This window comes from Galbitalea soli (assembly GCF_010686725.1).
In the GTDB taxonomy this organism is placed as follows: domain Bacteria; phylum Actinomycetota; class Actinomycetes; order Actinomycetales; family Microbacteriaceae; genus Galbitalea; species Galbitalea soli.
Genome location: NZ_JAAGWZ010000002.1, coordinates 41,459 through 56,354, shown reverse-complemented (window position 1 = coordinate 56,354; position 14,896 = coordinate 41,459). Strand labels below are relative to the sequence as shown.

Here is a 14,896-nt window from a genome sequence, read left to right as displayed (position 1 = left end):
TGGGCGGGCCGCAGGGTTGAAGCGATTCAATCTGCGCTACCCTGTCCGGGTGAGCACCGACGCCGACGCCGTCTGGATCTATCCCGCGGGGATCCTCGAGCTCGCCATGCTCCAGCGGATCGTGCACGACGGCTTCGCGGCCGGCCGGCACGTCGACTACCCCGCGACCGCGCGCGAGGTGCCCGCGCGCGCGGAGTTCCGGATGACCGACCCCGGCCCCGACCCCCGTGCGACGCCCGCGACCCTCCTCCGCGAGCTCCAGCCCGCACCGGGCTGCGCCGCCGAGTTCGTCGACGGGGTGATGGTGGTGACCTCCGCCGACCGACTCGTTCCGCCGGCCCTCCTCGTGCCGGCCCTCCTCGTGCCGACCGGTCGCGCCGCCCCGCCCGCGCCCATCGAGGCGCGGGTCGGTGCCGGGCCCTGGGAGCCGGCGACCCTGCGGCGGGGCCCGCTCGGCCGGCCGCCCCACAGAGCGGAGCAGCCGACGACCGTCGTGCCCATGCGCGAGGTGGCGGGGATGTTCGAGCTCGAGCAGCCCGTGCTCGGACGGCCGGTCATCCACTGCAATGGCGTGCCGACACTCGTCACGGGCGAGTCCCGCGACGAGGCGCGGGCGGCCGCCGCCGATCAGGAGTCGCGGTTCGACCTGGTGCAGCGCGCGGACGGCAGTTGGACCTCGGTGCACCGCCTGGGCTTCCGCTTCGCGCGGGTCACCATCGAGCCGGGCACGACGACGGCGGCCGCGCCCGCCGCGATCACGGTCGAGGTTGAGGCGGCACAAACCGCGCATCCCCGCCGGGGCGCCTTCGCTTGCTCCGAGGCGCGGCTGACCGAGATCTGGTCGGTCGCGGCCGACACCCTCGAGCTGTGCATGCAGGGGCTCATGGTGGACGGCATCAAGCGCGACCGCATGCCCTGGATGGGCGACCAGGCTCTCACCGCGCTCAGCAACGCCTACGCCGTGGGCGACGCGCAGATCGCGCGCGACAGCCTCGTCGCCCTCGCCCAGCTCGACCACGGCTACGTCAACGGCATCTCCGACTACTCGCTCTGGCTGCTCGTCACCGCGGGCACGCTCGTGCGGTTCTTGGGCGAGCTCGACCTCGCCGCCGCCCATCTGGATGAGCACCTCGAACGCCTGCGCGCGCACGCCGACGAGCACGGCGTGCTGCGGCCGCCCGCGCTCCCCGACACCTTCGTGCGGGTGTTCATCGACTGGGGCGTGACCGTCGACCCCGGGCGCGACTCGACGGCGCTGCAGCTGCTCTGGTTCTGGGCGGTCTCCACCGTCGCCCGCCTCCAGGGCGAGGGGTCGCGCTGGGCGGGCTACGCCGAGACCATCCGCCGCACCGTGATCGACCGCGCCTGGGATGACCGTGCCGGCGTCTGGCGGGAGTACCTGGACGACATCGCGGGCACCTCCCCCTACCCCACGGTGCTCGCCATCCTGTCGGGAGCGGGTGGTCGCCTCACCCCCGGCGTGCTCGACGCACTGCGGGAGGCCGAACGAGTCGGCACCCCGTTCATGACCTCCTTCGCACTGCGCGCGCTCGCGATGGCCGGCGACCCCGGCCTCGCCGTCGACCGCATCGCCCGGCTCTGGGGCGCGATGCTCGATGAGGGCGCCCGCACCTTCTGGGAGGACTTCCCGGAGCCGGACGGCGGCAGCCCGCTCGCGATGTACGGCCGCCCGTTCGGGCGGAGCCTCTGCCACGCCTGGGCATCCGGTCCCGCGGCCCTTCTGCCCGAAATCGTGTGCGGAGTCGTGCCGCTCGCCGACGGCTGGCGCCGGGTGCGGGTGGAGCCCCTTCTCGGCGCGCTCGACTGGGCGACCGCCACGGTGCCGACGCCGTTCGGAGCGCTCCGAGTCGAGGCCCGCCGGGAGCAGGCGACGGAGACCGTCGCCTCGCGAGCGACCGCGGTCACCGTGTGGCTGCCGGCGGGAGTGACGCTGGAACGCGCGGACGGCAGCACCCAGGCGGGGCCCGGCGAGGTGCGCTGGGTGTCGCCCTAACCCGGTCGACGGGCCGCGCCTACAGCCGCCCGCGGATCCGCCGCGAGAGCTCGGCCGCGTGCAGGTGCACCTCGGCCGCGAGGTCGGGCCAGCGCTCCGGCGGGATCGTCTCCCGCGCGAAGGTCACCGCGATTCCGGCGGCGGGCCAGCCGGCGTGGTCGCGCACCGCGACCGCGACCGAGGCCTTGCCCGCGGTGACGTCGCCGTCCTCGGCCGCATAGCCGTCGGCGCGCACCCGGTCGAGCAGTCGGGTGAGCTCGCTGTACCGCGTGACGCCCGCGTCGGTGCGCTGCGCGAAGGCGGTGCGGTCGGGGAACAGCGCCCGCAGCTGGGAGCGCGGCAGGGTGGCGAGGAGTGCGCGCCCGCTCGCGGTGAGGTGGCTCGGCAGCCGCACCCCGACATCCGTGACCAGGGCCGGGCGCCGCGGTGCCCGTTCCTCCACGAGGTAGAGCACGTCGCGACCGTGCAGTACGGCGAGGTGGGCGGTCTCGCCGATGCGGTCGACGAGCGCGGCGAGGATCGGCCGGCCCAGTCGCGCGAGCGGCTCCTGCCTGCTGAAGCCCGAGCTCAGCTCGAAGGCCGAGACGCCGATGCCGTAGCGGCCGAGCTCCGGGTAGTGCAGCACGAATCCCTCCTCCTGCAGCACCGCGAGGAGGCGGTAGGCGGTGGAGCGCGGGAGGCCGACGGCGGTCGCTATCGACTGCGCGGGCACCGGGCCGCGCTGCGCGGCGAGGTGCATCAGGATGCGCAGGGTCGCGCGGGCCGACGGCACGTCGCGTCGGGCCTGTGGCTCGGTCATCCTCGCCTCCCGGGCGGTCGCGGGCGTCGCCGGTCGCGCGGTGCTGCGCCGCCGCGCGTCGCCGGTGTCTCCCATTGGAGACAGTAGTCGCCCCGGGCCTCTCGCGCGCGCGGCCGGACGGGAGTCTCATGGACACATGGAGAGCACCCTCGTCGTCACCGTCGGACTCGGCCCGGTCAGCGTCGCCGATGTCGCCGCCGTCGCCCGTCACGACGCGCGCATCGAACTCGACCCCCGCGCGCTCGAGGAGGTCGCCCGCACCCGCGCGACCATCGACGCGCTCGCCGCCGACACGGTTCCGCACTACGGCATCTCGACCGGCTTCGGCGCGCTGGCGACCACTTACATCGCCGCCGACCGCCGCACGCAGTTGCAGCAGAGTCTCGTGCGGTCGCACGCGGCGGGCTCGGGGGGCGAGGTGGAGCGGGAGGTCATCCGCGCGCTCATGCTGCTGCGGCTCTCGACGCTGCTCACCGGACGCACCGGGATCGCCCCGGCGACCGCGAAGGCTTACGCCGGCCTGCTCAACGCGGGCCTCACCCCGGTCGTGCGGGAATACGGCTCGCTCGGCTGCTCGGGCGACCTCGCGCCGCTCGCGCACTGCGCGCTCGCGCTCATGGGCGAGGGAGAGGTGCGCGACCGCAGCGGCGCCCTGCTGCCGGCGGCGCAGGCTCTCGCGGAGGCGGGGCTCGCGCCGGTCATCCTCGCCGAGAAGGAGGGGCTCGCCCTCATCAACGGCACCGACGGGATGCTCGGCCACCTCGCCCTCGCCATCGACGACCTTGCGCTGCTCCTGTCGACCGCCGACGTGTCGGCCGCCCTCTCGATCGAGGCGCTCATGGGCACGGACGCCGTGTTCGCGGCCGACCTCGCGGCGTTGCGTCCCCACCCCGGCCAGGGCGACTCGGCGGCCAACCTCCGCGCCCTGCTCGCCGACTCCCCCATCGTCGCCAGCCACCGCGGCCCCGAGGACACCCGCGTGCAGGACGCCTACTCGCTGCGCTGCGCCCCCCAGGTGCACGGCGCAGCGCGCGACACCCTCGCTCACGCGCGGCTGGTCGCCGGGCGCGAGCTCGCCTCCGCCGTCGACAACCCCGTCGTCACGCCGGACGGCCGCGTCGAGTCGAACGGCAACTTCCACGGCGCGCCCGTCGCCTACGTGCTCGACTTCCTCGCGATCGTGGTCGCCGATGTCGCGAGCATGGCGGAGCGCCGCGTCGACCGGATGCTCGACCCCCACCGCAACCACGGGCTCCCCGCCTTCCTCGCGCACGACGCCGGGGTCGACAGCGGGTTGATGATCGCCCAGTACACGGCCGCGGGGATCGTGTCGGAGTTGAAGCGCCTCGCCTCCCCCGCCTCGGTCGACTCCATCCCCTCCTCCGCGATGCAGGAGGACCACGTCTCGATGGGCTGGCACGCCGCCCGCAAGCTGCGGACCGCGCTCGACGGCCTCGGCCGGGTGCTCGCGATCGAGGCGATGACCGCGGCGCGCGCGATCGACCTGCGGGCGCCGCTGGTTCCGAGTCCCGCGCTCCGCGCCGTGATCGCCGAGCTCCGCCGCACGGTCGGCGGCCCCGGCCCCGACCGCTACCTCTCCCCCGAGATCGAGGCCGCGACGCTCGCGGTGCGCAGCGGCGCGCTCGCCCGCTCGACCGGCCTCCCCCTCCGCTGACCCCGCAACGCCGACACCACCGACAGGAGCACCCATGGAAGGCCACCGTCCCGTCCGCGCCGCCCGCGGCACCCGTCTCAGCGCACGCAGTTGGCAGACCGAGGCACCGCTGCGCATGCTCATGAACAACCTCGACCCCGAGGTGGCGGAGCGCCCCGACGACCTCGTGGTCTACGGCGGAACCGGCCGGGCCGCGCGCAGCTGGGACGCGTTCGACGCGATCGTGCGCACGCTGGAGACCCTGGACTCCGATGAGACCCTGCTCGTGCAGTCCGGCAAGCCGGTGGGCGTCTTCCGCACGCACGAGTGGGCGCCGCGGGTGCTCATCGCCAACTCGAACCTCGTCGGCGACTGGGCCACCTGGCCGGAGTTCCGCCGACTCGAGGCGCTCGGTCTCACGATGTACGGGCAGATGACCGCCGGCTCGTGGATCTACATCGGCACCCAGGGAATCCTGCAGGGCACCTACGAGACCTTCGCGGCGGTCGCCGAGCAGCACTTCGGCGGCACCCTCGCCGGCACCCTCACGCTCACCGGCGGGGCGGGCGGCATGGGCGGCGCACAGCCGCTCGCGGTGACGCTCAACGAGGGCGTGGTTCTCATCGTCGACGTCGACCCCGCGCGGCTGCGCCGGCGCATCGAGCACGGCTACCTCGACGAGCTCGCCGGCGACCTCGACGAGGCGGTTCGGCGGGTGACCGCGGCGAAGGCCGAGCGCATTCCGCTGTCGGTGGGGGTGGTCGGGAATGCGGCGACCGTGTTCAGCGAGTTGCTGGCGCGGGGCATCCCGATCGACATCGTGACCGACCAGACCTCGGCGCACGACCCGCTGAGCTACCTGCCGGAGGGCGTCGAGCTCGAGGACTGGGCGCGGTACGCGGCCGAGGCCCCCGAGGAGTTCACCGAGCGCGCCCGGGCCGCCATGGCCAAGCAGGTCACCGCGATGGTCGGGTTCCGGGATGCGGGCGCCCAGGTGTTCGACTACGGCAACTCGATCCGCGCCGAGGCGCTGCTGGGCGGCTGCGAGCGGGCGTTCGAGTTCCCGGGCTTCGTGCCCGCCTACATCCGGCCCCAGTTCGCCGAGGGCCGGGGGCCGTTCCGATGGGTGGCGCTCAGTGGCGATCCCGCCGACATCGCCGCGACCGACCGCGCCATCCTCGAGCTCTTCCCGCACGACGAGAAGCTGCGACGCTGGATCACGGCCGCGGGCGAGAAGGTGCACTTCGAGGGCCTGCCCGCACGCATCTGCTGGCTGGGCTACCAGGAGCGCCACCTCGCGGGCCTGCGCTTCAACGAGATGGTCGCCAGTGGCGAGCTCAGCGCGCCCATCGTGATCGGGCGCGACCACCTCGACTCGGGCTCCGTCGCCTCGCCCTACCGGGAGACCGAGGCGATGGCCGACGGCTCCGACGCGATCGCCGACTGGCCCCTGCTCAACGCCCTGCTCAACACCGCGTCGGGCGCCACCTGGGTGTCGATCCACCACGGCGGCGGCGTGGGGATCGGCCGCAGCATCCACGCGGGACAGGTCGTCGTCGCGGACGGCACTCCGCTCGCGGCGGAGAAGATCGCACGGGTGCTGGTGAACGATCCCGGCACCGGGGTCATGCGGCACGTGGACGCCGGGTACGGACGCGCGGCGGAGGTGGCGCGTGAGCGCGGCCTGCGCGTGCCGATGTGTGAGGGCGAGTGAGCGAGACCGCGCACGGCGTGCTCGCGGGTCTCGACGAGATCCGCGACCTCGGCGCGGATCCGGTGCGCGGCGGCTACTCGCGTCACCTGTGGTCGACCGCCGAGCTGGGGCTGCGCGAGTGGTTCGTGGAGCGCGCCACGCGGCTGGGGCTCGGCATCGACCGCGACCGCAACGGCAATCTCTGGGCGTGGTGGGGCGAGCCCGGTGCGGATGCGGTGGTCACCGGCAGCCACCTGGACTCGGTCCCCGGCGGGGGCGCCTACGACGGCCCGCTCGGCGTGGTGAGCGCACTCGACGCGGTCGCGCGGCTGAAGGCGCGGGGGTTCACGCCGCACCGACCCTTCGCGGTCATCGTCTTCGCCGAGGAGGAGGGCTCGCGCTTCGGGGTGGCCTGCCTGGGCTCACGCCTCATGGTGGGCAGCCTCGACCCCGCAGTGGCGGGAGCGCTCCGCGATCGCGACGGCGTCACACTCGCCGATGCCGCGCGTTACGCCGGCGAGGACCCCGAGCTGTTCGGTCCCGACCCGGCCGCGCTGGGCCGGATCGGGCTGTTCATCGAGCTGCACGTCGAGCAGGGGCGCGGGCTGGTGGACCTGGGGTCGGCGGTGGGCGTGGCGTCGGGCATCCTGGCGCACGGTCGCTGGCGGCTGAGCTTCGAGGGCGAGGGCAATCACGCCGGTGCGACGCCCATGATCGGTCGGCGCGACCCGATGGTGGCCGCGGCGGCCGCGATCCTCGCCGTTCGCGAGGCGGCGCTCGCGCGCCCCGGAACCCGCGCGACCGTGGGCCGGCTCGAGGCCGTTCCCGGCGGAACCAACGTGATCCCCTCCCGGGTGCAGCTGTGGCTGGATGCCCGTGCCGAGACCGACGCGGAGGCGCACGAGCTGGTTGCCACCATCGCCGCGCGGGCCTCCGCGAGCGCCTTCGTCGAGGAGTCCTGGTCATCGTCGGTCGAGTTCGACGCGAGCCTGCGCGACCGCTTCGCCGCGGGGTTGGGCGGGGTGCCGGTGCTGTCGACCGGTGCCGGTCACGACGCGGGCGTCCTCGCCGCGCACGTTCCCAGCGCGATGCTCTTCGTGCGCAACCCGAGCGGGGTCTCGCACGCGCCCGGCGAGTTCGCGGAGCTGGCCGACTGCGTGGCGGGCACCGATGCCCTCGAGTCTCTGCTGGTGAGCGTGCTGTGACCCTCTGGTGCGAGCGGGCCGCGCTGGCCGACGACCCGGGCGGGCCCGACCGGGCGGGCGGCGGCGCACGGCTCGCGCGCGGCGTCCGTCTCGACGTGGATGCCGCGGGCATCATCCGCTCGGTCAGCGAGAACACCCTGCCCGCCTCGGGCGACACCCTGCTCGGCCACGTCGTGCCCGGATTCGCGAACGGGCACTCGCACCTCTTCCACCGCGCGCTCCGCGGGCGCACGCACGACGCCGGCGGCGACTTCTGGAGCTGGCGCGACCGCATGTACGGGGTCGCCGCCGCCCTCGATCCCGAGCGGTATCACGCCCTCGCGGTGGCCGTCTTCGCCGAGATGCTCGCCGCCGGCTACACGGCGGTCGGGGAGTTCCACTACCTGCACCACCGGCCCGACGGCAGCGCGTACCCGCACGAGATGGAGCTCGCGGTCGACGCCGCCGCACGGGAGGTGGGCATCCGCCTCACCCTGCTTGACACGGCCTACCTCGCCGGCGGGATCGGGCTGCCGCTCGCCCCCGCGCAGCGTCGCTTCGGCGACGGCGGTGCCAAGGCCTACCTCGAGCGCTGGTACGCGCTGCGCGAGTTCCTGCCGCGGCTCGGCGCCGCCGTGCACTCGGTGCGGGCGGTGCCGCCCGAGGCGCTGGGGATGATCGCCGCCGGCCTGCCGCCCGAGGTGCCGCTGCACGTGCACCTCTCCGAGCAGCCGCGCGAGAACGACGACACCCGTCGCGCCTACGGGGTCTCCCCCACCCGGTTGCTGCACGAGCGCGGGCTGCTCACTCCGCGACTCAGCGTCGTGCACGCCACGCACCTGGACGACGACGATCTCGCCCTCCTCGGTGACGCGGGGGTCACCGTCGTGATGTGCCCCACGACCGAGGCCGATCTCGGCGACGGAATCGGGCCGGCACGAGCGCTCGCCGACGCCGGCTGCCCCCTCGCGATCGGCTCGGATCAGAACGCGACCGTCGATCCGCTGCTCGAACTGCGCGCGCTCGAGCTGCAGGAGCGGCTGCGCGCCCTCGCCCGCGGCCGGTTCACCCCGGCCGAACTGCTCACCGCGGGCACCTCGGCCGGCTACCGCGCCCTCGGGATACCCGGCGGCACGATCGCCGTCGGCTCGCCGTGCGACCTCGTCGAGCTCGATGCCGCGAGCGTCCGCACCGTGGGGGCCGACCCGGCGCAGCTCGTACTCGCGGCGACGAGCGCCGACGTGCGCCGGGTGATCGTGGGCGGCCGCGTCGTGGCGGGGGCGGGCATCCTCGCCGACGGTCGCGACCCCGCCCGACTGCTCGCCACCGCCCTGGAGGATCTCGGATGACCGCCACCGTGTACACCGGAATCGCCGAGCTCAGCACGCTCGACGACGAGCTCGGCCGCCTGCACGACGCCGCTCTCGTCGTCGAGGATGGCCGCGTCGCCTGGCTGGGTGCGCGCGGATCCGCCCCGGACGCGGACGCCCGCGTCGACCTCGGCGATCGCGCGGTGCTGCCGGGCTGGGTGGACACGCACAGCCACCTCGTGTTCGCGGGCGATCGCGCCGCCGAGTTCGAGGCGCGCATGGCCGGGCGCGCCTACGAGGCCGGCGGAATCGGCGTGACGGTCGCCGCGACGCGCGCCGCGAGCGAGCTGGAGCTGGAGCGCGGTGCCGCACGACTGCGAGCGGAGGCGGCGCGCCAGGGCACCACCTTCCTCGAGACGAAGACCGGCTACGGTCTCGACCTGGCGACCGAGGAGCGATCCGCCCGCATCGCAGCGGGGATCGCCGACACGGTGACCTTCCTCGGCGCGCACGTGGTGCCCGCCGGGATCGATCGGCGCGACTACCTCGATCTCGTCACCGGCCCCATGCTCGCGGCCGTGCGGCCGCACGTGCAGTGGATCGACGTCTTCTGCGAGCGCGGAGCCTTCGACGTGGAGGAGTCGCGCGAGGTGCTGCTCGCGGGCCGCGCCGCCGGGCTGGGACTCCGCGTGCACGCGGCGCAACTCGGGCCGGGCGGCGGCGTCGCGCTCGCGGTGGAATTGGGGGCGGCGAGCGCCGACCACTGCAACTTCCTGAGCGACACCGATATCGACGCCCTCGCCGGCGGTTCGACGGTCGCCACGCTCCTGCCCGCCTGCGACCTCTCCACGCGCATGCCGCTCGCCCCCGCCCGCGCGCTGCTCGACGCCGGCGCGACGATCGCGCTCGCGACCAACTGCAACCCCGGCAGCTCGTACACGACATCGATGGCGTTCTGCGTGGCGACCGCCGTGCTGCAGCAGGGGCTCAGCGTCGACGAGGCGGTGCTCGCGGCCACGCGCGGTGCGGCCCGCGCCGTGGGGCGCGAGACGGGGCCGGATGCCGTGGGCAGCATCCGGGTCGGTGGTCGTGCCGACTTCCAGCTGCTGGATGCGCCGTCGCTGGTTCACCTCGCCTATCGGCCGGGCGTTCCCCTCACGGTCGCGACCTGGCGGGCGGGAGCGCGGGAGCCGGGCGCCCCCGGCGTCGCGGCGGAGGGCCGTGCTTAGGCGGCGAGCAGCGCGGAGCGCTTGTAAAAACGGACGACTAACGGACGTAATAATGGACGACTAACGGACGTAATAGTGGACGACTAAGTCCGCCACCGGGCCCTCTTGAGCGAGTCCCCGTCACGACGGGCGAGACCGCCTACCGTCGCGCGGACGGGATCGCGGTCATCCCGCTCGCTCTGCTGGGGCCCTGAGCTCGGCGCCGATCGGACCCTCTAACTGGGGTACAAAACGGTGTCCCCAATAATGCGGACACGGCGTATCGTGTGAGTCAGGTTCCGCAGGGAACCCGCAGAGTTCTCTCCGAGGCGATCGCCGAGAACCGCGTCTGCCTAGAGGCGCGGCTCACACCCGGCGGCGGTCGCCTGCGCACGGCCGGGCAATCTCAGGTGCCCGGTCGTGCGCCTCTTCACCGGATGCCCGTGCGCCGTTATTGTCGGGATATGGCCGACGACGCGCAGCACGATCCCGCCGCAGACCCGATGCTCGCGATCTCGACGGACGGCCGCCACGAGACGCCGGCCCAGCGCTCGGATCGCAACTGGGCCGACATCGTGCAGGAGCTGCGGGTGACGCAGACCGGCACGCAGATCATCAGCGGCTTCCTGCTGACGCTCCCGTTCCAACAGCGGTTCTCGAGCTTGGGCGGCGCCGAGCTCGCCTTCTACGGAATCCTCGTCGCGCTCGCCGCCGTGAGCACCCTGCTCGGTCTGACCGTGGTGAGCTTCCACCGCGCCGAGTTCCACCACCAGCGGAAGCCGGCCCTCGTGCGCGACGGCCACCGACTGCTCGTCGTCACCGTGTGGATCGTGGCCCTGCTCACGGTGGGCGTGATCGCCTTCGTGTTCCTGGTGGTCTTCGGCCCGGTGACGGCGATCCTCGCGGCGGCGCTCGCCGCGATCCTCGTGATCGCGCTCATCGTGCTCCTGCCCGAGCGGCTCGTGCGGGCCCGGTCCGACCGCGAGGCTTGACGGCCCGCGGTCGTGCTGGCGCGCGGTGACGCACCGCGACGGCTGACGCGGCCCGACGCGAGGCGTCAGGGCACCTCGAAGTAGAGGTGGCTGTGGAGGCGGCACCCGGGGTTGAAGGGGGCAGCGCACGCCGGGCATCCATCGACCTCGAGGTAGCGCTCGATCGACAGTTCGCTGCGACACACCCCGCACAGGATGGCCGGCTCGGCCCGCCGCGCGAGCGGCCACACCCGGGCGGCATGCGTCTCGCTCTCGGCGTGGCAGAGGTGGCACGGGTAGTACCGGTCGCAGCAGAAGAACCGGATCGCCACCACATCGAGCGCCGTGGCGTAGTGCACGCAGCGGGTCTGCTCGTCGACGGTCGGGCCGTGGACGACGATCGGCCGGGCGGCGCTCACTCGACCCCCCGGGCCGCGAGGGCGTCGCCGAGGTCGTCGGCGTGCCGCAGCGACATCACGAGCAGCGGCACCACGAAGGTGGTGAGCCGCATGCGTGCCCCGCGCGCGGCCTGGGCCTCGCGGATGACCGTCGCGAAGCCCGCGATCACCGGGATCGTCGTGATCGTGAGCGCGAGCACGAGCCCGACGAGCGCCGGGTTGCCGCCGAAGCGACGGGTCCAGCCGAGCCCTCGCTCGGTCGCCTCGATCACCGCCGGCACCCGAGTCGTGAGCGTGACGGCCGCTGCGAGCAGGATGATCGCCACCACCCTCCCCGTGTTCGCCACCGCGACCACCGGCGGCAGCACGATGAGCTGGGGCACCAGCATGATCACGATCAGCCAGCGTGACGTCCACAGCTGCCGGCCCAGCTCGCGCGCTCCCAGGCCCGCGACCGCGTACACGGCGACGACGAGCGCGAGGGCTGCGCCGAGCATCCACAGGGTCGGGGCCAGCAGGGAGAGGGTGAGCGCGATGACCGCGAAGAGCAGCAGCTTGGGTCCGGCCGCGAGCCGGTGCAGCGGCCCGGTGCCCGTGCGGTAGAGGGCGATCACGCGTGCTCCCGCTCGTAGCGGGCGAGCAGTTCGGCGGGCGACCCCTGCGCGATGAGGCGGCCGTCGTCGAACCAGAGGGCGACATCGCAGCGCGCGGCGAGCCGCAGGTCGTGGGTGACGAGCACGAGCTGCTGGGGGAGCTCGTCGAGGAGGGCTGCGGCGATGCGGCGCGTGTTGCGGGCGTCGAGGAGCGCCGTCGGCTCGTCGGCGACGAGGAGCGCGGGCTCGGTGATGAGCACAGCGCTGAGGGCGAGGAGCTGCTTCTGCCCGCTGGAGAGGGCGTGGGCGGGGGCATCGGCGTGCGCGGCGAGCCCGAAGCGCTCCAGGATCGCGGTGACGCGGTCGCGTACCTCGTCACGGGCCAGACCTCGACCGCGCAGCGAGTAGGCGACGTCCTCGGCGACCGTCGGCATGATGATCTGCGCATCGGGATTGCTGAAGATGAACCCGACCCGTCGCCGCAGCTCGCGCGCCTGGTGGGCGGGGTCGAGTCCGTGCACGGTGAGCGAACCCGTTGTGGGCGCGACGAGTCCGTTGAGCAACCGCGCGAAGGTCGACTTGCCCGAGCCGTTCGATCCGATGACGGCGATGCGCCGCTCGGTCAGTTCGACGCTCACCCCGCGCAGGGCGACCCGGCCGTCGAACTCCACGCCCACCTCGCGCGCGCTGATGCCCGTCATCGCACGACCTCGAACAGGGCGGCGACGCCCATCCCGCCACCGACGGCCGCCGTCGCGAGGCCCAGCGAACCGGCCGGGGCACCCGCGCGCACCAGTCGCGAGAACAGGCGCACCACGACGACCGCGCCGCTGGCGCCCCAGGGATGACCGAGCGCGAGCGCCCCGCCCCCGGCGCAGACGCGCGGGTCGACGTCAGCTGGGTCCGGTCCGGTCGCCGCCTGGGCGTCGGGTCCGCCGGCAGGGGCGTTGCCGGCCCCACCCGCGAGCCCGAGGCGCCGCAGCACGGCGAGGGTCTGCGCGGAGAACGCCTCCACGATCTCGATGGCGGCGAGGTCGTCGAGCGTCACCCCGGCGCGCTCGAGCACCGCCCGCACCGCGCCCACGGGGCCGAGACCGGGCAGCGCGGGATCGCAGCCCACCGTCGCGCTCGCGATCAACGCGAGGCCGGGAGCCCCGGCCCGATCCTCGGCCGCGACCAGGGCGACGGCGGCCGCGCCGTCGCTGATGCGGGTCGAGTTGCCCGCGGTGACCGTGCCGCCGCCCGGGTAGAGCGCGGGAAAGCGGCCGAGCAGCTGGGCGATCCCCGCCCGCGGGCCGTCGTCGGCCGTCACGCCGCCCACGGCGACGATCTCCGCGTCGTACCCGCTCGCCGCCCGGGCGGCGAGCGCCGCTCGGTGGCTGCGGTCGGCGTAGGCGTCTTGCGCCTCGCGGGAGATGCCGTCCAGCGCGGCGAGGGCCTGCGCCGCCGGACCCATCTCCGGGTCGGGGAACCCCTCGGGCGCGAACGCGGCCCGCGCGTACCCGCTCGTCGCACCGCGTGCGATACGGGTGGGGGCGGTGCTCGCGCTCTCGACGCCGCCGGCCACGATCATCCGCGAGTCGCCCCCGGCGCGCAGGGACTCGGCCGCCGTGACGATCGCCGCCAGCCCGCTGCCGCACTGGCGATCGACGGTCATGCCGGGCACCTCGACGGGCAGGCCCGCGGCGAGCGCCGACAGTCGCGCGATATTGCCGCCGGGCCCCATGCAGTTGCCGAGGATCACGTCGCCGACGTCGAGCGCGCGGCCGGTGACCCGGTGCGCCTCGTCCGCGCACGCGGCAATGACGGGCGCGGCCAATGCCTCGGCCGGGATGGTCGCGAGGCGGCCCCCGCGGGTCGTGATCGGGGTGCGGTAGGCGGCGACGACGACCGGCGCCGCGCTAGCCAAGGCGGGCCATCCGTCCCGCGATCGCGTCGTCGCGAATGCGCGCCCGCGCCGGCTTGCCCGAGGCCGTCGTGGGGAGCTCCGCCACCGTGAACCACAGTCGGGGCAGGTGCGACGAGCTGAGCAGGGCGGCGGCCCGGGCGCGGAGCTCGGGGGGAGGAGCACCGTCGAATCGCACGACGGCGGCCACGATCGAGTCGTCACCGGGCGCGGGAAACGCGAACACGACGGCCTCCGCGATGCCGGGAATCGTGAGGAGGGCCGCCTCGACGTCGTCGGGGATCACCGTCGCCGCGGCCGTCAGGATGGCGCCGTCCGATCGACCGAGCAGCCGCACCCGACCGCTCGCGTCGACCTCGGCGCGGTCCCCGACGGTCGCCCAGCCCCCGGCGTCGCGGCGGAGCGCGCCGCGCGACTCCCCGAGGTAGCCGTCCGCGAGGAACGGCGACCGCACCCACAACTCGTCGTCGATCACCCGCAGCTCCACACCCGGGAAGGGCCGCAACCCCGAGCCGTCACGGTCGATCGCGACGAAGGACAGCTCGGCGGCGCCGTAGTAGCTCACCGCCCGCACCCCCAGCGCCTCCGCCCTCGATCGCAGCGCGGGATCCAGCCGGGCCCCGCCGACGAGCGCCGTGCGGAGGCCGTGCGGGGCTCCGCCCTCGATCGCCGTCACGATGGTCGCCAGCGCGGGAGGGGTGCAGTGCACGATGGTCGCTCCCTCCAGATCTCGCCCTGCCACCGTACGCCCCCGCGGCAGCAGGATGCCCGCCCCCGAGGCGCGCGCATGAGCCAGCGAGAACAGCGAGAGCGACGACGCGAGCGGAGCGGGAAGCAGGACCGCGTCGCCCGGGTGCAGTTCCATCGCCTCGGTCACGGCGGGGAACGAGCTCTCCCACGACTCCGCGGACCGCGCGATGATGCGCGGCGCCCCCGTGCTGCCCGAGCTGAACGTGGCCCACGCGATGTGCGGGGCCGGCCTGAGGGCGGCCGCGGTCGCCGCGGTCCGCTGCCAGAAGGCCCGGTCCCAGTGCGCGTCGCCGACGAGCGGGACACCGCCCGCCTCGCGCACGGCCAGGATGGTGCGGACCATCGCGACCGGGTCGGGATCGAGGATCGGGACGAGGCGGCCCGGGGTCACGGGGCCGGGGTGGGGGTCATCCATG

13 protein-coding genes are annotated in these 14,896 nt (G+C 74.4%); 7 read left to right on the top strand and 6 right to left on the bottom strand.

Annotation, left to right across the window (positions count from 1 at the left end):
- The first annotated feature begins 49 nt into the window (after nt 1-49).
- Nucleotides 50-2,014 carry an alpha-L-rhamnosidase-related protein gene (locus G3T37_RS06305; RefSeq protein WP_163472662.1) on the top strand — a complete coding sequence of 655 codons (1,965 nt, stop codon included), beginning with the start codon at nt 50-52 and terminating at the stop codon, nt 2,012-2,014.
- A 19-nt stretch (nt 2,015-2,033) separates the two neighbouring features.
- Here the strand turns inward: G3T37_RS06305 and G3T37_RS06300 are convergent, their stop codons facing one another.
- On the bottom strand, nt 2,034-2,813 hold the full coding sequence (locus G3T37_RS06300) for an IclR family transcriptional regulator (protein WP_163472661.1): 780 nt from the start codon (nt 2,811-2,813) through the stop codon (nt 2,034-2,036).
- A gap of 136 nt (nt 2,814-2,949) precedes the next feature.
- On the opposite strand from G3T37_RS06300, the gene hutH reads away from it, so the two are divergent.
- From hutH to G3T37_RS06270, 6 genes are all read left to right on the top strand, one after another.
- Nucleotides 2,950-4,488 carry a histidine ammonia-lyase gene (gene hutH / locus G3T37_RS06295; RefSeq protein WP_163472660.1) on the top strand — a complete coding sequence of 513 codons (1,539 nt, stop codon included), beginning with the start codon at nt 2,950-2,952 and terminating at the stop codon, nt 4,486-4,488.
- 34 nt (nt 4,489-4,522) lie between these two features.
- Nucleotides 4,523-6,181 (top strand): urocanate hydratase, encoded by a 1,659-nt coding sequence (hutU, locus tag G3T37_RS06290; RefSeq protein ID WP_163472659.1) that lies wholly within the window; start codon nt 4,523-4,525, stop codon nt 6,179-6,181.
- On the top strand, nt 6,178-7,365 hold the full coding sequence (locus G3T37_RS06285) for an allantoate amidohydrolase (RefSeq protein ID WP_174247749.1): 1,188 nt from the start codon (nt 6,178-6,180) through the stop codon (nt 7,363-7,365). The genes hutU and G3T37_RS06285 overlap by 4 nt, the downstream gene beginning before the upstream one ends.
- Nucleotides 7,362-8,693: a formimidoylglutamate deiminase gene (locus G3T37_RS06280; RefSeq protein WP_338401203.1), complete on the top strand. Its 1,332-nt coding sequence runs from the start codon at nt 7,362-7,364 to the stop codon at nt 8,691-8,693. The genes G3T37_RS06285 and G3T37_RS06280 overlap by 4 nt, the downstream gene beginning before the upstream one ends.
- Complete coding sequence (gene hutI / locus G3T37_RS06275; RefSeq protein ID WP_163472658.1) at nt 8,690-9,883, top strand: imidazolonepropionase; 1,194 nt, start codon at nt 8,690-8,692, stop codon at nt 9,881-9,883. The genes G3T37_RS06280 and hutI overlap by 4 nt, the downstream gene beginning before the upstream one ends.
- Nucleotides 9,884-10,326: 443 nt before the next feature.
- Complete coding sequence (locus G3T37_RS06270) at nt 10,327-10,854, top strand: DUF6328 family protein (protein ID WP_241732267.1); 528 nt, start codon at nt 10,327-10,329, stop codon at nt 10,852-10,854.
- A 65-nt stretch (nt 10,855-10,919) separates the two neighbouring features.
- Here G3T37_RS06270 and G3T37_RS06265 read toward each other — a convergent pair whose 3' ends face one another.
- Genes G3T37_RS06265 through G3T37_RS06245 form a run of 5 tightly spaced genes read right to left on the bottom strand, consistent with a single transcriptional unit; the run spans nt 10,920 to nt 14,895 of the window.
- A complete protein-coding gene (locus G3T37_RS06265; RefSeq protein ID WP_163472657.1) occupies nt 10,920-11,252 on the bottom strand; it encodes a CHY zinc finger protein in 333 nt (110 codons plus the stop codon).
- The gene (locus G3T37_RS06260) at nt 11,249-11,845 is read right to left on the bottom strand and encodes an energy-coupling factor transporter transmembrane component T family protein (RefSeq protein ID WP_163472656.1); all 597 of its coding nucleotides are present in this window, start codon (nt 11,843-11,845) and stop codon (nt 11,249-11,251) included. Before G3T37_RS06260 ends, G3T37_RS06265 begins: the two co-directional genes overlap by 4 nt.
- Entirely contained in the window at nt 11,842-12,525 is a 684-nt protein-coding gene (locus G3T37_RS06255) for an energy-coupling factor ABC transporter ATP-binding protein (protein ID WP_163472655.1), read from the bottom strand. The genes G3T37_RS06260 and G3T37_RS06255 overlap by 4 nt, the downstream gene beginning before the upstream one ends.
- Nucleotides 12,522-13,733 (bottom strand): thiolase family protein, encoded by a 1,212-nt coding sequence (locus tag G3T37_RS06250; protein WP_163472654.1) that lies wholly within the window; start codon nt 13,731-13,733, stop codon nt 12,522-12,524. The genes G3T37_RS06255 and G3T37_RS06250 overlap by 4 nt, the downstream gene beginning before the upstream one ends.
- Nucleotides 13,726-14,895: an ANL family adenylate-forming protein gene (locus G3T37_RS06245; RefSeq protein ID WP_163472653.1), complete on the bottom strand. Its 1,170-nt coding sequence runs from the start codon at nt 14,893-14,895 to the stop codon at nt 13,726-13,728. The genes G3T37_RS06250 and G3T37_RS06245 overlap by 8 nt, the downstream gene beginning before the upstream one ends.
- Between the last annotated feature and the right edge of the window lies 1 nt (nt 14,896).